15 protein-coding genes are annotated in these 17,014 nt (G+C 73.4%); 12 read left to right on the top strand and 3 right to left on the bottom strand.

Annotated features, from left to right (window positions below; all coding sequences use genetic code 11):
• The first annotated feature begins 8 nt into the window (after positions 1–8).
• Positions 9–482 carry a hypothetical protein gene (locus tag ACFRU2_RS26590; protein WP_382976451.1) on the top strand — a complete coding sequence of 158 codons (474 nt, stop codon included), beginning with the start codon at positions 9–11 and terminating at the stop codon, positions 480–482.
• A gap of 57 nt (positions 483–539) precedes the next feature.
• Here the strand turns inward: ACFRU2_RS26590 and ACFRU2_RS26595 are convergent, their stop codons facing one another.
• Positions 540–1,274, bottom strand: coding sequence for an HAD family hydrolase (locus ACFRU2_RS26595; RefSeq protein ID WP_382976453.1), 735 nt, complete (start codon positions 1,272–1,274; stop codon positions 540–542).
• Between the two features lie 382 nt (positions 1,275–1,656).
• On the opposite strand from ACFRU2_RS26595, the gene ACFRU2_RS26600 reads away from it, so the two are divergent.
• The 7 genes from ACFRU2_RS26600 to ACFRU2_RS26630 all read left to right on the top strand — a co-directional run bounded on the left by ACFRU2_RS26600 (position 1,657) and on the right by ACFRU2_RS26630 (position 11,026).
• Positions 1,657–2,472 carry a TIGR03084 family metal-binding protein gene (locus tag ACFRU2_RS26600; RefSeq protein WP_382976455.1) on the top strand — a complete coding sequence of 272 codons (816 nt, stop codon included), beginning with the start codon at positions 1,657–1,659 and terminating at the stop codon, positions 2,470–2,472.
• A gap of 68 nt (positions 2,473–2,540) precedes the next feature.
• Positions 2,541–4,472: an acyclic terpene utilization AtuA family protein gene (locus tag ACFRU2_RS26605; RefSeq protein WP_382976821.1), complete on the top strand. Its 1,932-nt coding sequence runs from the start codon at positions 2,541–2,543 to the stop codon at positions 4,470–4,472.
• Positions 4,469–6,067 carry an acyl-CoA carboxylase subunit beta gene (locus tag ACFRU2_RS26610; protein WP_382976457.1) on the top strand — a complete coding sequence of 533 codons (1,599 nt, stop codon included), beginning with the start codon at positions 4,469–4,471 and terminating at the stop codon, positions 6,065–6,067. Before ACFRU2_RS26605 ends, ACFRU2_RS26610 begins: the two co-directional genes overlap by 4 nt.
• Positions 6,068–6,075: 8 nt before the next feature.
• The gene (locus tag ACFRU2_RS26615) at positions 6,076–8,040 is read left to right on the top strand and encodes a biotin carboxylase N-terminal domain-containing protein (RefSeq protein ID WP_382976459.1); all 1,965 of its coding nucleotides are present in this window, start codon (positions 6,076–6,078) and stop codon (positions 8,038–8,040) included.
• Positions 8,037–9,227, top strand: coding sequence for an acyl-CoA dehydrogenase family protein (locus ACFRU2_RS26620; protein WP_382976461.1), 1,191 nt, complete (start codon positions 8,037–8,039; stop codon positions 9,225–9,227). The genes ACFRU2_RS26615 and ACFRU2_RS26620 overlap by 4 nt, the downstream gene beginning before the upstream one ends.
• A 411-nt stretch (positions 9,228–9,638) precedes the next feature.
• Positions 9,639–10,382: an enoyl-CoA hydratase family protein gene (locus tag ACFRU2_RS26625; protein ID WP_382976463.1), complete on the top strand. Its 744-nt coding sequence runs from the start codon at positions 9,639–9,641 to the stop codon at positions 10,380–10,382.
• Positions 10,370–11,026 (top strand): TetR/AcrR family transcriptional regulator, encoded by a 657-nt coding sequence (locus ACFRU2_RS26630; protein WP_382976465.1) that lies wholly within the window; start codon positions 10,370–10,372, stop codon positions 11,024–11,026. The genes ACFRU2_RS26625 and ACFRU2_RS26630 overlap by 13 nt, the downstream gene beginning before the upstream one ends.
• A 108-nt stretch (positions 11,027–11,134) precedes the next feature.
• Here ACFRU2_RS26630 and ACFRU2_RS26635 read toward each other — a convergent pair whose 3' ends face one another.
• Complete coding sequence (locus tag ACFRU2_RS26635) at positions 11,135–12,241, bottom strand: citrate synthase 2 (protein WP_382976466.1); 1,107 nt, start codon at positions 12,239–12,241, stop codon at positions 11,135–11,137.
• Between the two features lie 237 nt (positions 12,242–12,478).
• Here ACFRU2_RS26635 and pdxH point away from each other — a divergent pair, with 237 nt between their 5' ends.
• The 3 genes from pdxH to ACFRU2_RS26650 all read left to right on the top strand — a co-directional run bounded on the left by pdxH (position 12,479) and on the right by ACFRU2_RS26650 (position 15,074).
• Complete coding sequence (gene pdxH, locus ACFRU2_RS26640) at positions 12,479–13,102, top strand: pyridoxamine 5'-phosphate oxidase (RefSeq protein WP_382976824.1); 624 nt, start codon at positions 12,479–12,481, stop codon at positions 13,100–13,102.
• A gap of 341 nt (positions 13,103–13,443) precedes the next feature.
• Complete coding sequence (locus tag ACFRU2_RS26645) at positions 13,444–13,626, top strand: hypothetical protein (protein ID WP_382976467.1); 183 nt, start codon at positions 13,444–13,446, stop codon at positions 13,624–13,626.
• Positions 13,627–13,745: 119 nt separating this feature from the next.
• A complete protein-coding gene (locus tag ACFRU2_RS26650) occupies positions 13,746–15,074 on the top strand; it encodes a PAS domain-containing protein (protein WP_382976469.1) in 1,329 nt (442 codons plus the stop codon).
• Between the two features lie 5 nt (positions 15,075–15,079).
• Here the strand turns inward: ACFRU2_RS26650 and ACFRU2_RS26655 are convergent, their stop codons facing one another.
• Complete coding sequence (locus tag ACFRU2_RS26655) at positions 15,080–15,835, bottom strand: SIS domain-containing protein (RefSeq protein WP_382976471.1); 756 nt, start codon at positions 15,833–15,835, stop codon at positions 15,080–15,082.
• Positions 15,836–16,101: 266 nt separating this feature from the next.
• On the opposite strand from ACFRU2_RS26655, the gene ACFRU2_RS26660 reads away from it, so the two are divergent.
• A complete protein-coding gene (locus ACFRU2_RS26660; protein WP_274548200.1) occupies positions 16,102–16,794 on the top strand; it encodes a metal-dependent transcriptional regulator in 693 nt (230 codons plus the stop codon).
• The last annotated feature ends 220 nt before the right edge of the window (positions 16,795–17,014 follow it).

Consider the following 17,014-nt stretch of genomic DNA (forward strand, 5'->3'; position numbering starts at 1 on the left):
GACCGCACATGAACGACTTCGACTTCTTCGCCGGCACCTGGGACGTCACCAACCGGTGGCTCGCCGACTTCCTGGACGCGGACAGCGGGTGGGAGGAGTTCCCGGCGGTGTCCCGGGCCACCCGCCACTTCGACGGCGCCGCGAGCTTCGACGAGATCGAGTTTCCGACGAAGGGGTTCGCGGGGATGACCCTGCGGCTCTACGACCCCGAGCGCGAGCAGTGGACCCTGAACTGGGCCAGCCGCCGGACCGGAACGCTCTTCCCGCCCGTCATCGGACGCTTCGACGCGGCCTCGGGTACGGGCGTCTTCGAGGGCGAGGACACCTACGAGGGCAAGGCCGTCCTCGTGCGGTTCGTGTGGTCGGGGACGGAGACGGGCTCCCCGCGCTGGGAGCAGTTCTTCTCGGCCGACGAGGGCGCGAGCTGGGTCCACAACTGGACGATGGACTTCACGCGCCGGGCGGCCGGTACCGCCGCTTGATCCCTTCCGCCCGGCTGGTCCCTTCCGCTCGGCTGGTCCCTTCCGCCCGGCTGCGCGTCAGAGGAGCCCGGTCCGCCCGAGCGCCGCGCTCAGTGCGTCCGGCCGCTGCTCGACCGGCAGGTGTTCGACCAGCCGGACCGGGCACCCCAGCGCCGTGGCCCCCGCGTCCGCGACGGCGTCGTCCCCGACCATGAGCACGTCCGCGGGCTCCGCCCCGAGCGCCTCGCAGGCGATCCGGAACAGGCGGGGGTCGGGCTTCTGGACTCCGTGCTCGAAGGAGAGCACGAACGCGTCGACGAACCGGTCGACCCCGTGCGCGCGGAAGACGGGGCGCAGGTCCCAGCCGATGTTGCTGACGACGGCGACGGGGACGCCCCGTTCGTGCAAGGCGGCGAGCGTGGCCGCGGTATCGGGGTAGGGCCGCCAGGCCGCAGGGGTCCAGTGCCGCTCGTACAGGGCGTCGGCCAGCTCCGCGGAGGGCAGCGGCACCTCGCGGGTGAGGGCGGTGTAGGCGGCCCGGTGCTGCTCGGGGCTCAGGTCCCGCTCCCGCCACAGCGGCTCCAGCCGCGCCGGCAGCCGCCGCGGCGAGGCGCCGCCCGGCAGGGCGCCCGCCTCTTCGAGCCGGGTGGCCAGGGAGGTGAGTTCGGCCTCGGCCAGGTCGATACCGGCGTCCGCCACGACCGCGCGCAGCCAGTCCTCGGTGGGCTCGACGCGGAAGAGGGTGCCGGAGAAGTCGAACATCACGCCTTTGACGGCGCCCGCGACCAGGCCTTCGTCCCCGTACACGTCCATGTCCCCGCCCCGTCCTCGTCCTTGCGCTCGGCCGTGACGGAGATCCTCGCCGCGGAGACAGCCGACGCGCAAACGCCGGCGGAAATCCAGCCCCTCCGGCGTTTGAGGAGCGGGGGCCCGGGGGCTGGCCCCCGGGAACGGCGCCGCGCGCGACAAGGGGTCCGGGCGGAGCCCGGGGAACGGTGGAAGGGCGGGTAGGGGACGGCTCCCGCAGGGCGCGCAGGGCACGCCGGGACCGTCGTGACGGTGGGGCCGACCACGCCGGCGCCCAAATCCCTTGCCACTCACCCCCATTACCTTCGAAAAAATAAATGCAAGCACGCTTGATTGTTTTCCCGGCGGCTGCCACGCTTCCCCTCACGCCGAGAAGGGGAGCGCACCCGTGCCCGATCCGTCCGCTGTCGAGAACGCCTTCGCCGTCTTCGCCGATCTCCGCGAGGAGGGCCGGGAACTCGACTCCCTGGTCGGGGAGTTGCCTGCTCCCGACTGGGCGAAGCCCACGCCCGCACCCGGCTGGAGCCTCGCCCACCAGATCGCCCACCTGCACTGGACCGACCGGGCCTCGCTGCTCGCCCTCACCGACGCCACCGCCTTCGCGGGACTGGTCGAGGAGGCCCTGAAGGCCCCCGACTCCTTCGTCGACGCGGGCGCCGCGGAGGGCGCCGCGCTGGCTCCCGCCGAGTTGCTCGCCCGCTGGCGCGAGGGTCGCACCGCGCTCGACGGGGCCCTGGCCGCGGCCTCGCCCGACGCCAAGTTCCCCTGGTACGGGCCGCCGATGAAGGCCGCGTCGATGGCGAGCGCCCGCCTGATGGAGACCTGGGCGCACGGCCAGGACGTCGCCGACGCGCTCGGCGTGCGCCGCGTGCCGACGGCCCGGCTGCGGCACGTGGCGCGGATCGGGGTGCGGGCGCGCGACTACGCGTACGCGGTACGGGGACTGCCCGCGCCGGCGGAGGAGTTCCGGGTGGAGCTGACGGTTCCGGGAGCCCCCGCCGAGGTGTGGACGTACGGCCCCGAGGACGCGCCGCAGCGGATCACCGGCCCGGCGCTCGACTTCTGCCTGCTGGTGACCCAGCGCGCCCACCGCGCCGACCTGGCCCTGACGGCATCCGGCCCCGACGCCGACCGCTGGCTCGACATCGCCCAGGCCTTCGCGGGCCCGGCGGGCCCGGGCCGCACGCCGGGGGCCTCCCGGTGACCCGGCGCCCCCTGCTGATCGGGAACGCGTCGGGCTTCTACGGGGACCGCTTCGACGCCCTGCGCGAGATGCTGACGGACGGCCCCCTCGACGTGCTCACCGGGGACTACCTGGCCGAACTGACCATGCTGATCCTCGGCCGCGACCGCCTGAAGAACCCGGAACTCGGCTACGCCAAAACCTTCCTGCGCCAGCTGGAGGAGTCCCTGGGCCTCGCCCACGAGCGGGGCGTACGGCTCGTCGTGAACGCGGGCGGCCTGAACCCGGCGGGACTCGCCGGAGCGGTCCGCGCGCTGGCCGCGAAGCTGTCCGTCCCCGTCGCGGTCGCGCACGTGGAGGGCGACGACCTGATGTCGTCCCCGACGTCGTCCCCGATGCCGTACGGGGAGGGTGCCCTCACCGCGAACGCCTACCTCGGCGGCGCCGGGATCACGGCCTGCCTGCGGGCGGGCGCGGACGTGGTGGTGACCGGCCGGGTCACGGACGCGGCGCTGGTGAGCGGGCCCGCGGCATGGTGGTTCGACTGGGGGCCGGACGACCTCGACCGGCTGGCCGGGGCGGTGGTGGCGGGCCACGTACTGGAGTGCGGGACCCAGGCCACGGGCGGCAACTACGCCTTCTTCACCCGCCACGACGTGTCCCGCCCGGGCTTCCCGCTGGCGGAGATCTCTTCGGACGGCTCGTCGGTGATCACGAAGCACCCGGGCACGGGCGGAGTCGTCTCCGTCGGTACGGTCACGGCGCAACTCCTCTACGAAACCCAGGGCGTCCGCTACCTCGGCCCCGACGTGACGGCCCGCCTGGACGCGGTCCGGCTGACGCAGGCCGGCCCGGACCGGGTGGAGGTCTCGGGCACCCGCGGGGAAGCCCCGCCCGCGACCCTCAAGGCGGGAGTGACCCGCATCGGGGGCTGGCGCAACGAGGTCGTCTTCGTCCTGACGGGTCTGGACGTGGACGCGAAGGCGGCGCTGGTGCGGGAGCAGCTGGCCGGGCTGCTCGAGCCGGTTGGGTCGGTCTCCTGGACGCTGTCCCGTACGGACCACGAGGACGCGGAGACGGAGGAGACCGCGAGCGCGCTGCTCCGCCTGGTCGTCCGGGACCCGTCCCCCGACCGGGTGGGCCGCGCCTTGACCTCGGCGGCGATCGAGCTCGCGCTCGCGAGCTACCCGGGCTTCCACGTCACGGCCCCACCGTCCCCGGCCCAGCCCTACGGGGTCTTCGAGTCGACCACCGTCCCGGCCGCGGAGGTCCCCCACACGGCGGTCCTCGCGGACGGCACGAGGCTCCGGGTTGCTGCGGACGCGGACGCCGTCCCTGCGGGGCAGGAAAATCCAGCCCCTCCGGCGTTTGAGGAGCGGGGGTCCGGGGGCGGAGCCCCCGAAGGGGCCGGGTCGGAGCCCCGCCCCGGGGGTCCGGGGGCGCAGCCCCCGGTTTCGGGAAGGGGCGGGGTGGGGGAAAGCCCCGCAGGGCCCACCACCCCCGAGCCACCGGCTCCGGAAGGGGCCACACCCACCCGCCGGGTGCCGCTGGGCCTGCTGGTGGGGGCCCGCAGCGGCGACAAGGGCGGCGACGCCAACGTCGGCGTATGGGCCGAGACCGACCCCGCCTGGGAGTGGCTCCACACCACCCTCACCGTCGAAGCCTTCAAGACGCTGCTCCCGGAGACCGCCCCCCTGGAGGTGACCCGCCACGAGCTCCCCAACCTCCGCTCCCTCAACTTCACCATCACCCGGATCCTCGGCGACGGCGTGGCCTCCGGCCACCGCTTCGACCCCCAGGCCAAGGCCCTCGGCGAATGGCTCCGCTCCCGCCACGTGGACATCCCGGTATCCCTGCTGACGCCGCCCGCGGCACCCCCGGTAGCCCCGCCGCCTGAGGCACACCCGCCAGTCTCGGCGCCGCCCGCGGCACACCGGGCAGACCCGGCGCCGCCGACAGAGCCCCCCGCGCAACCGGCGGAGCCCCCCGTACCCACCACCGCCCCGGAGGGGACCCCGTGACCCGCCTCAAGAGCGCCGTCGACCCGCTCGCCCCCGAGCACGCGCAGGCCCGTACAGCCGCCCTGGAACGCCTCGCCGAGCTCGATGCCGCGCACGCCGCGGCCCTCGCCGGCGGCGGCGAGAAGTACACCGCCCGCCACAAGACCCGCGGCAAGCTCCTCGCCCGCGAGCGGGTCGAGCTGCTCCTCGACCCGGACACCCCCTTCCTGGAGCTGTCCCCGCTCGCCGCCTGGGGCAGCGACTACCCGGTCGGCGCCTCGATGGTCACCGGCATCGGCACCGTCGAGGGCGTCGAATGCCTGGTCACCGCCAACGACCCCACCGTCCGCGGCGGCGCCTCCAACCCCTGGACGCTCAAGAAGGCCCTGCGCGCCAACGAGATCGCCCGCCAGAACCGACTGCCCTGCATCAGCCTCGTCGAGTCCGGCGGCGCCGACCTCCCCTCCCAGAAGGAGATCTTCATCCCGGGCGGCGCCATCTTCCGCGACCTCACCCGGCTCTCGGCCGACGGCATCCCCACCATCGCCGTCGTGTTCGGCAACTCCACCGCCGGAGGCGCGTACATCCCCGGCATGTCCGACCACACCATCATGATCAAGGACCGCTCGAAGGTGTTCCTGGGGGGCCCGCCGCTCGTCAAGATGGCCACCGGCGAGGAGAGCGACGACGAGTCCCTCGGCGGAGCCGACATGCACGCCCGGACCTCCGGCCTCGCCGACTACTACGCCCTCGACGAGCACGACGCCATCCGCCAGGCCCGCCGCGTCGTCGCCCGCCTCAACCACCGCAAGGCCCGGACCGATCCTCCGCGCGCCGAGGAACCCCTCCACGACCCGGAGGAACTCCTCGGGATCGTCCCCGCCGACCTCAAGACCCCCTTCGACCCCCGCGAGGTCATCGCCCGGATCGTCGACGCCTCCGACTTCGACGAGTTCAAGCCCCTCTACGGCACCAGCCTGGTCACCGGCTGGGCGAGCCTGCACGGCTACCCGGTCGGCATCCTCGCCAACGCCCAAGGGGTGCTGTTCAGCGCGGAATCGCAGAAGGCGGCCCAGTTCATCCAGCTCGCCAACCAGCGCGACATCCCGCTCCTCTTCCTCCACAACACCACCGGCTACATGGTCGGCAAGGAGTACGAGCAGGGCGGCATCATCAAGCACGGCTCGATGATGATCAACGCGGTCTCGAACTCGAAGGTCCCCCACCTCTCCGTCCTGATCGGCGCCAGCTACGGCGCCGGCCACTACGGCATGTGCGGCCGCGCCTACGAGCCCCGCTTCCTCTTCGCCTGGCCCAGCGCCAAGTCCGCCGTCATGGGCCCCGCCCAGCTCGCCGGCGTGCTCTCGATCGTCTCCCGCCAGTCCGCCGCGGCGAAGGGACAGCCCTACGACGAGGAGGCCGACGCCGGCATGCGCGCCTTCGTCGAGGCGCAGATCGAGTCCGAGTCCCTGCCCATGTTCCTGTCGGGACGGCTGTACGACGACGGGGTCATCGACCCGCGCGACACCCGGACCGTCCTCGGCCTGTGCCTGTCGGCCGTCCACAACGCCCCCGTCGAGGGCGCCCGTGGCGGCTTCGGCGTCTTCCGGATGTGAGCCCGCACATGACTCTGAACACCCCCCAGACCACGTCCCAGACCGTCCCCCTCACCTCCCTCCTGGTCGCCAACCGCGGCGAGATCGCCGTCCGCGTCTTCCGCACGGCCCGCGCGCTGGGCCTGGCCACCGTCGCCGTCCACTCCGACCCCGACGCCGACGCCCTGCACGTCCGTACGGCCGACGCGGCCGTACGGCTGCCCGGCGCGGCTCCCGCCGACACCTACCTGCGCGGCGACCTGGTCATCGCGGCCGCCCTCGCGGCGGGCGCCGATGCCGTCCACCCCGGCTACGGGTTCCTCTCCGAGAACGCCGACTTCGCCCGCGCCGTCCGCGCCGCCGGGCTCACCTGGGTCGGCCCGCCGCCCGGGGCCATGGAGGCCATGGCCTCCAAGACCCGGGCCAAGGAGCTGATGCGCGCCGCCGGGGTCCCGCTGCTCGAACCCGTCGACCCGCACGCGGCCACCGCCGCCGACCTCCCGCTGCTCCTCAAGGCCGCGGCGGGCGGCGGCGGCCGCGGGATGCGGGTGGTCCGGGACCTCGACTCCCTCAAGGAGTCCCTCGAAGCCGCCTCCGCCGAGGCCCTGTCCGCCTTCGGCGACGGAGAGGTGTTCGCCGAGCCCTACGTGGAGCGCGGCCGCCACGTCGAGGTGCAGATCCTCGCCGACTCCCACGGCACCGTCTGGGCGCTCGGCACCCGCGACTGCTCCCTCCAGCGGCGCCACCAGAAGGTCATCGAGGAAGCCCCCGCGCCCGGCCTCCCGGAGGCCCTGCGCAGCGCCCTCCACGAGGCCGCCGTGGCCGCCGCCCGCGCGGTCTCGTACGAGGGCGCGGGCACGGTGGAGTTCCTCGTCACCGCCGAGGGCCGCCCGTACTTCCTGGAGATGAACACCCGCCTCCAGGTGGAACACCCCGTCACCGAAGCGGTCTTCGGCATCGACCTCGTCGCCCTGCAACTGCGGATCGCCGAGGGCGCCGCCCTGCCCCTGCAGCCGCCGACCCCCGCCGGACACGCCGTCGAGGCCCGCCTCTACGCGGAGGACCCGGCCCTCGACTGGCGTCCGCAGACCGGCGTCCTGCACACCCTCGACGTCCCCTCCCCGGTCCGCGTGGACACCGGTTTCACCGACGGGGACACCGTCTCCGTCCACTACGACGCCATGCTGGCCAAGGTCGTCGCCCATGCCCCGACCCGCGCCGAGGCGGTCCGCGCCCTGGCGCAGGCCCTCGCCGGAGCCCGGATCCACGGGCTGACCACCAACCGCGAGCTCCTCGTACGCTCCCTGCGGCACCCGGAGTTCGCCGCGGCCCGGCTCGACACCGGGTTCTACGAGCGCCACCTGCCCGCCCTCACCGAGACGGCCCCGGACGACCCGGCTCCCGGGCTCTGCGCGCTCGCCGCAGCCCTCGCCGAGGCCGCCCCCGAGCCGGACGCCCCCCTCGCCACCCGCCTCGGCGGCTGGCGCAACCTCCGCTCCCAGCCGCAGAGCCGCCACTACACGGCTGCCGGGACCGCGTACGAGGTCCGCTACCACCCGGCCCGCAGCGGCCCCCCGGAACTCCTCGACCACCCCGGTGTCCGGGTCCTGTCCGCCGCGCGCCACCTGGTCACCCTCGAAGTGGACGGCGTACGACGGCTGTTCCACGTGAAACGAAATTCGAACACGGCGTACGTGGACTCCGTGCTCGGCGCCCACGCCCTGACCCCCGTCCCCCGGTTCGAGGACCCCCAGGACCGCACCGAACCGGGCTCCCTGCTCGCCCCCATGCCCGGCACCGTCGTCCGGGTCGCCGAGGGCCTCGCCCCCGGCAGCCCCGTCACCGCCGGGCAGCCCCTGCTCTGGCTGGAGGCCATGAAGATGGAACACCGCATCCTCGCGCCCGCCTCCGGCACGCTCGCCGCGCTCCACGCCGTCACCGGCCAACAGGTCGAATTCGGCGCCCTGCTCGCCGTAGTCCAGGAGGAAGCATGAGCTCCACCCCCGGCACCACGACCGTCGGCCCCACGCTTCTCGAAACAGAGGAGCACCAGGCCCTGCGCGCGGCGGTCGCCGCCCTCGGCCGCAAGTACGGGCGCGAGTACCTCGCCCGCATCGCCCGGGAGGGCGGCCACCCCGACGAACTGTGGGCGGACGCCGCGAAACTGGGCTACCTCGGGGTCAACCTCCCCGAGGAGTACGGCGGCGGAGGCGGCGGCATCGCCGAACTCTCCATCGTCCTCGAGGAACTCGGCGCCGCGGGCTGTCCGCTCCTGATGATGGTCGTCTCGCCGGCCATCTGCGGCACGGTCATCGCCCGCTTCGGCACCGAGGACCAGAAGCGGGCCTGGCTCCCCGGGCTCGCCGACGGCACCCGCACCATGGCCTTCGGCATCACCGAACCCGACGCCGGCTCCAACTCCCACCGCATCACCACCACCGCCCGCCGCGACGGCGACGACTGGGTCCTCACCGGCCGCAAGGTCTTCATCTCCGGCGTGGACATCGCCGACGCCACCCTCATCGTCGGCCGCACGGAAGACGCCCGGACGGGCAGCCTCAAGCCCTGCCTGTTCATCGTCCCCCGCGAGGCCGAGGGCTTCGCGTACACCCCGATCTCCATGGAACTCCAGGCGGCGGAGAAGCAGTTCGAGCTGGTCCTGGACGACGTACGCCTGCCCTCCTCCGCGCTGGTCGGCGACGAGGACGCGGGTCTGCTCCAGCTCTTCGCGGGCCTCAACCCCGAGCGCGTCATGACCGCCGCCTTCGCCATCGGCATGGGCCGCTACGCCCTGTCCCGGGCCGTGGACTACGCGAAGACCCGCCAGGTCTGGAAGGCCCCCATCGGCGCCCACCAGGCCATCGCCCACCCCCTGGCGGCCGCGCACATCGACCTCGAACTGGCCCGCCTGATGATGCAGAAGGCGGCCCGCCTCTACGACGCCGGCGACGACATGGGTGCGGGCGAGGCCGCGAACATGGCGAAGTACGCCGCGGGGGAGGCGTGCGTCCGCGCGGTGGACCAGTCCGTCCACACCCTGGGCGGCAACGGCCTCACGCAGGAATACGGCCTGGCCGCCCTGATCGTCGCCTCCCGGGTGGCGAGGATCGCCCCGGTCAGCCGCGAGATGATCCTCAACTTCATCTCCCACCAAACCCTGGGCCTCCCCAAGTCGTACTAGCCCCTCTTTGACGCGCCGGTCGGCGTGCCTGCCCCTGCTGTCCCGGCTTGGGGTCCGGTGGGCGGGTGCGGCTGGGTGGGCCCTGCGGGGCGAGTTCCCCTACCCGCCCTTCGCCCGTTCCCCGGGGCTCCGCCCCGGAGCCCGCTCCTCAAACGCCGGAGGGGCTGGCTGGATATCCGTCGGCGTCAGCCGAAATCAGCCTCGCCGGCGTTTGAGGCGCGGGTCCGGGCAGCTCCCGGGGAACGGTGGAAGGGCGGGTAGGGGACTCCGCCCCGCGCAGCGGCAGGGGGCGCCGCGGGGACTTTGCCCCGCAGGGGTACCCACCGGAGCCCGCCGGAGCCCGCCGCAGGCGACCCGCATACCCTCCCCGGAGGGGTTCCCGACCGACCGACCACCCCCTCCGGAGGAGACATGCCCCCACTGGTCCACGCCGCGCGAACGCCCGGCCTCACCACCCTCACCCTCGACTCCCCGGCCAACCGCAACGCCCTATCCGCCACCCTGGTCGAGGAACTCCGTACGGCCCTGGCCACCGCCGCAGCGGACCCGTCCACCCGGGCGGTGGTCCTCACCCACACCGGCACCACCTTCTGCGCCGGCGCCGACCTCAAGTCCCCCTGCGACCCCGCGGACTTCCTGGCCCTGCTCCGCGAGATCGCCGAACTGGCCAAGCCCGTCGTCGCCCGGGTCACCGGCCACGTCCGCGCGGGCGGCCTCGGCCTGCTCGGCGTCTGCGACATCGCCGCCGCCGGGCAGGCGTCCACGTACGCCTTCACCGAGACGCACCTCGGCGTCGTCCCGGCCGTGATCTCCGCGCCGCTGCTCCCGCGCCTGGACCCCCGCGCCGCGGCCCGCTACTTCCTGACCGCCGAGGTCTTCGACGCCGCCGAGGCCACCCGCATCGGCCTGCTCACCCTCCACACCCCGGACGCGGACGTCGACAAGGTGCTCGCCCCCGTCCTGGACGGCCTCCTCAAGGCCGGCCCCGAGGCCCTGGCCGCGACGAAACACCTGGTCACGGCCCCGGTACGGGCCGCCCTGGAGCGGGACGGAGCGGCCCTCACCGAGCTGTCCGCCCGGCACTTCGCCTCCGCCGAGGCCCGCGAGGGCATCAGCGCCCGCTTCGAGCGACGGGACCCGTCATGGCTGCGGTGACCACGAAGGCCGGCGCGACCGACCCGACGGACCAGCCCGGCCCGACGGATCAGCCCGGCCCGACCGCCCCCAAGCAGGCCCGCAGCCGCGTCACCCGCCGCCACCTCCTCGAAGCGGCCGTCTCCTGCCTCGCCGAGCAGGGCTGGGCCGGATCCACCGTCGCCGTGGTCGCGGAGCGCGCAGGTGTCTCGCGCGGGGCGGCCCAGCACCACTTCCGCACCCGCGAGGAGCTGTTCACGGCGGCCGTCGAGTACATGGCCGAGGTGCGCTCGACGGCCCTGCTGGACCTGTTCCCGCAGGGCGGCGCCGCGGCGGCCCGCGCCGACGTGGTCGGGGCGCTCATCGACCTGTACACCGGCCCGATGTTCCGCGCCGCCCTCCAGCTCTGGGTCGCGGCCTCCCACGAGGAGCAGCTGCGCCCCCGTGTGGCCGAGCTGGAGGCCCGCGTGGGCCGCGAGACCCACCGCATGGCCGTGGAGCTGCTGGGCGCGGACGAGTCCGTCCCGGGCGTACGGGAGACCGTGCAGGGCCTGCTCGACATGGCCCGCGGCCTGGGCCTGGCCAACGTCCTCACCGACGACACCGCCCGCCGGGCGCGGGTGGTCGCCCAATGGGCCCGGATCCTGGACTCGGAACTGGGCTGAGACCCCTCCGCCCCCCCGCAACGCGAAGGGCGCCGCACCCCCGAGGGGATGCGGCGCCCTTCGTCACGGCGGCGGCCCTGTGCGGGGGCAGCCGGCGCGGTCGTTCGCTCAGGCGGTGGAGGCGATGTCGTCGTATCCGGCGATGTCGCGCGGGTTGCGCACGCCCGGCCCGGTGTAGCGGGCCGAGGGGCGGACCAGGCGGCCCGTGCGCTTCTGCTCCAGGATGTGCGCGGACCAGCCGGCGGTACGGGCACACGTGAACATCGAGGTGAACATGTGCGCCGGAACCTCCGCGAAGTCCAGCATGATCGCGGCCCAGAACTCCACGTTCGTCGCGAGCACCCGGTCGGGACGGCGCGCGTGCAGCTCCTCCAGGGCGGCCTTCTCCAGCGCGGCGGCCACCTCGTAGCGCGGGGCGTCCAGTTCCTTGGCCGTACGCCGCAGCACGCGGGCGCGCGGGTCCTCGGCGCGGTAGACGCGGTGCCCGAAGCCCATCAGCCGCTCGCCCTTGTCCAGGGCCTTCTTCACGTACGCCACGGCGTCGCCGGTGCGCTCGATCTCCTCGATCATGCCGAGGACGCGCGAGGGCGCCCCGCCGTGCAGCGGTCCGGACATCGCGCCGACCGCGCCGGACAGCGCGGCCGCGACGTCGGCACCCGTCGAGGCGATGACGCGCGCGGTGAACGTGGACGCGTTCATCCCGTGCTCGGCGGCCGAGGTCCAGTACGCGTCGACGGCCTTGACGTGCTTGGGGTCGGGCTCGCCCCGCCAGCGGATCATGAACCGCTCGACGACGGACTCGGCCTTGTCGATCTCGCTCTGCGGGACCATCGGCCGGCCCTGGCCGCGCGCGGACTGGGCCACGTACGACAGCGCCATCACGGCCGCCCGCGCCAGGTCGTCACGGGCGGTCTGCTCATCGATGTCAAGCAGCGGTTTCAGACCCCAGACGGGGGCGAGCATGGCGAGCGCGGACTGCACGTCGACCCTGATGTCACCGGAGTGGACCGGGATCGGGAAGGGCTCGGCGGCCGGCAGGCCGGGGTTGAAGGCACCGTCGACCAGCAGGCCCCAGACGTTCCCGAAGGAGACGTGGCCCACGAGGTCTTCGATGTCGACGCCCCGGTACCGCAGCGACCCACCCTCTTTGTCGGGTTCGGCGATCTCCGTTTCGAACGCGACGACTCCCTCGAGACCGGGTACGAAGTCGGACATCAGGCGGCTCCTCAAATAGTGCGAACACGCGCGGCTCCCGGCGTGATTCGCGGTCCGGCGCGGTCATCCCCGTTGATGCCCGGCACGGCCGATGGTCATCCGTTCGGGACCGTCGGACCGGCCCCAAGATTTTGTCCGTTCCGCTTGGCGCGGGGAAGCGTGACATACGGCACAGTCGCGGACGCCACGCTGCGGCAGGATGGCCGCGTGACCGATCAGCACCTTGACCCTGCCGACATGCGCAAGCAGTACCGCTCCCAGCTCGTCGTCGAGGAGAGCCTCGCCGATGAGCCGATGGGCCAGTTCGCGCGCTGGTTCCGGGACGCGGCGGATGCGAACGTCTTCGAACCCAACGCGATGGTCGTCGCGACCGCAACCCCCGAGGGCCGGCCCAGCTCGCGCACGGTCCTGTTGAAGCAGTTCGACGACCGCGGCTTCGTCTTCTTCACGAACTACGACTCCCGCAAGGGCCGCGAAGTGGCCGCCAACCCCTTCGTGTCCCTGCTCTTCCCCTGGCACCCGATCGCCCGCCAGGTCATCGTCACCGGTACGGCCTCGCGCATCGGCCGGGACGAGACGGCGGCGTACTTCCGCTCCCGCCCGCACGGCTCCCAGCTGGGCGCCTGGGCCAGCGAACAGTCCACGGTGATCGCCTCCCGCGAGGAGCTGGACCGCCGCTACGCCGAACTGGAGGCCCGCTACCCGGAAGGCGAACAGGTTCCCGTTCCCCCGCAGTGGGGCGGCATCCGGGTGATCCCCGACGCGGTGGAATTCTGGCAGGGCCACGAGAACCGCCTCCACGACCGCCTCCGCTACGTCCTGGAGGCCGGCACCTGGCGCGTGGAACGCCTCTGCCCGTAAGGCCTGAACATCGGGCCTGTACATGCAGACGACCCGCGAGCTCGGGTTTCCCCCCTGCAGTGGGGGAAGCCGGCCGGACGTACCGGCGAGCTCGCGGGTCGGGTGACTGCTTGGGATTGGCGCCGGCGACTCCGCCTGGCACCGCACTGGGTGCGTGCGACAGCGGGCGCTTTAGCCCGCAGCCACCTCACGCGTCCGGTTTCCGTACATTGCGGCAACCACCTCCCTTCTCGTGTGCCGTCACTGTAAACACCCCCGCGGATCGCGCTCAACCGAATTACGGGATCGATTTCCAGGCATCTCCGGGCCGCCTATTCTGGCCGCCGAGGGCTGGGGGCCACATGGGTCAGGGGACGCTGCCGCGCGAGTACCGGACGACGGCGGGATCCGGGGCCGGGCCCGAGCCGCGCATGGCCCGGGCTGTCGCGCGGCGGGAGTGGTGGGTGCGGTCGGCCGGGGCGAAGGTGGCGATCGGTACGGCCGCGCTGGCCGGTGTGGCGCTCCTCGTGGTGCTCCTCGGCTGACCGGGCGGCCCTCGCCACCGGACATACCGGGATGATTCCGGGAAGTGGGTGTGGGCTGCGTCACGTTCGAGTTCAATGCTGTGACGTGCCGCACACGCGAACACCTGCAGGGGGCCCAGGTGACAGCATCCGGACGTAGTGACACCGCCGACGATCTGCTCGCAGCGCTGCTGGACGGGATGGACGCGGCCTTGTGCGCGTTCGATGCCGATGGCGTGATCACCCACTGGAACCGTGAGGCCGAGCGGATCCTCGGGTGGTCGGCGGGGGAGGCCGTGGGGCGCAAGGGGTTTGCGGGGTGGGCCGTTCGGGCCGCCGACGCGCAGGACGTGCAGGACAGACTCATGGCCGCCCAGGACGTGCCGGGGCGGCAGGTGCACGAGTTCGCGCTGCTGACCAAGGACGGCGGGCGGGTGCTCGTGCGGACCCAGTCCGCCGGGGTGCCGGGCGCCGACGGGAAGCCGGCCGGGGTGTACTGCGCCTTCAGCGAGGTGCACGCGCAGATCGACCTGGAGCGTTCCATCGCCCTGAGCGAGGCGCTGATGGAGGACGCCTCCTGGGGCGTCGTGCTCGTGGATGTGGACCTGCGCCCGGCCGTGGTCAACGTCCATGCCGCCCGCGCCTTCGGGTCCGGCCGCACCATGCTGCTCGGGCGGCCGCTGGGGGAGCTGCTGGCGCAGGGGGTGGAGGAGCTGGAGGGGGCCCTGCAGCACGTGCTGGCCGAGGGCGCGCCCCCGGCGCCCGTGGAGCTGTGGGTGTCCGTACGGGGCCCCGAGGGCGTGCGGCGGCGGTGCTGGCGGTGCGGGTTCCTGCGCCTGGCGTCGCCGCTCGCGGAGGAACCCGTACCGCTCGGGGTCGCGCTGCTGTTCCAGGACGTCACCGAGGCCCGCCAGGCGCAGCTGGACACGGCGCAGCTGCGGTTCCGGTCCCACCAGCTGTACCGGGCCGGGCGGGCCGCCGCCGAGTGCGAGGACCCGGCCGAGGCGGCGGCGGTGCGGCTGGAATTCGCGCTGGCGGGCTTCGCCGAGCACGCGCTGGTGGACGTACTGGAGCCGCTGCGGGAACCGGAGCCCGCGCGGCTGCTGCGCTGGGCGGCGTCCCCGCCCGGCCTGCCGGGGCTGCCCGAGCCCGGGGCGATCCCGGTGCGCTACCCGGCCGGGCACCCGGCGCTGCAGGCGCTGGACCGGGTCGGGTCGGTGCGGGCCAGCGCCCCGCACGGGCAGGCCGACGGGGCGTGGGCGGGCAGCCGCCGCTGGCCCGAGGGGGCGGCGCACGCCCTGTGCACGGTCCTGCGCAGCAGGGGCCGGAGCCTGGGGACGCTGACGTTCCTGCGCGGGCCGTCCAGGGCCGCCTTCGAGCGTGCGGACGCGGCGTACGCGGAGGAGGTGGCGGCCCGCGTCGCGGCGGATCTGGATCTGGGTCTGGGTCTGGGGCTGGCGGGGAGGTGAGGTGCCTAGTGGCGGAAGAAGATGCGGTCGCCGTACTCCTGCATGACGCGGCCGTTCCACTCGTGGCCGCCGTCGACGTTGCCCGAGCGCAGGAGCGGCGGTTCGACCCCGCGGCCGACGAGCTCGCCGGCCGCCGCGGCCATGACGGCCTGCATGATCGCGCTGGTCACGACGGTGGAGGCGGGGGCGAAGGGGGCTTCGATGCCTTCGTGGGTGAGCTCGGCGTCGCCGACCGCGATCTTGCTGTCGAGGACGATGTCGCAGTGGTCCTTGAGGAAGGTGCCGGAGACGTGGCGGGACTTGGTGTCGGTCGCGTAGGCCACCGAGGTGACGCCGATGACCTTGAGTCCGATCGCGCGGGCGTTCATGGCCATCTCGACGGGCAGCGCGTTGCGCCCGGAGAGGGAGATGATCACGAGGACGTCGCCGTCACTGGCCGGGCTGCTGTCCAGGACCGCCCCGGCGAGGCCGTCGACGCGCTCCAGGGCGCTGCCGAGGGTGGCGGGCATGACGTCGATGCCGGCGGTGCCGGGGACGGCGAGGAAGTTCATCAGGGCGAGTCCGCCGGCCCGGTAGACCACGTCCTGGGCGGGGAGCGAGGAGTGCCCGGCGCCGAAGGCGAAGAGCTTGTTCCCGGCGGCCACGGCGTCGGCGATGACGGTGCCGGCCTCGTTGATGCGTGCGGACTCCTCGTCCCGTACCCGCTCCAGCAGGCCGATCGCGGCGTCGAAGAACTGACCGGCCAGCTTGCTCTCGCTCATACGCCGATGGCCTTCCGGGTGGAGTGGGTGAGGTTGTCGTCCGTGTCCGCCGCTCACCGTGCGGTCTGGACCAAGGGTGTGTCAATACGAACTTCCATCCACGGGGCGAAAGGCCCGGTGGGCGACGTAATGAGAGGTGGCCATGGGGGCGCGAGGGGCGTTTCGAGGCAGTCCGGAACGGCCCTTGACGTCCTACACGGGACGGTTGTCGGCGCGATGGGTCAGAATTGGGGGCAGGGCCAGCGCACGCAATCCGAGGGGCACGAATGTCCGGACTGATCGACACCACGGAGATGTACCTCCGCACCATCCTCGAACTGGAAGAGGAAGGTGTGGTCCCCATGCGCGCCCGCATCGCCGAGCGGCTCGACCAGAGCGGCCCGACGGTGAGCCAGACGGTGGCGCGGATGGAGCGCGACGGCCTGGTGGCCGTCGCCAGCGACCGACACCTGGAGCTGACCGACGAAGGGCGCAAGCTGGCGACGCGCGTGATGCGCAAGCACCGGCTCGCGGAGTGCCTGCTCGTCGACGTCATCGGTCTGGAGTGGGAGCAGGTGCACGCCGAGGCCTGTCGCTGGGAGCACGTGATGAGCGAGGCGGTGGAGCGGCGGGTGCTGGAGCTGCTGCGTCACCCGACCGAATCGCCGTACGGCAACCCGATCCCGGGACTGGAGGAGCTGGGCGAGAAGGCCGAGGCCGATCCGTTCCTGGAGGAGGGCATGGTCAGCCTCTCCGAGCTCGACCCGGGCGCGGAGGGCAAGACCGTCGTGATCCGCCGGATCGGCGAGCCGATCCAGACGGACGCGCAGCTGATGTACACGCTGCGCCGGGCGGGCGTACAGCCCGGTTCGGTGGTCAGCGTGACCGAGTCGCCCGGCGGTGTGCTGGTCGGCAGTGGGGGCGAGGCCGCGGAGCTGGACTCGGACATCGCTTCCCACGTGTTCGTGGCGAAGCGCTGACGGACGGGCAGGGGGCGGTTCGACAAACGACGGGTCCGACAGGCGAGGGTTCGGCAAGCTGACGCACGGACGTTCGATCGGGTCGCCAGTGCGAGCGAATCCGGCTGGTGTCGGCCCATGTGGACCGGTGCGGATCTGTATGGATGGTCCCGGGGGGGGTGTGGGGGGGGGGGGGGGGGGACGAGGTGGGAGCGGGGGGGCGAAAGAGGGAGAGAGGGAA

Source organism: Streptomyces sp. NPDC056883, assembly GCF_042788835.1.
GTDB lineage: Bacteria > Actinomycetota > Actinomycetes > Streptomycetales > Streptomycetaceae > Streptomyces > Streptomyces stoeckheimensis.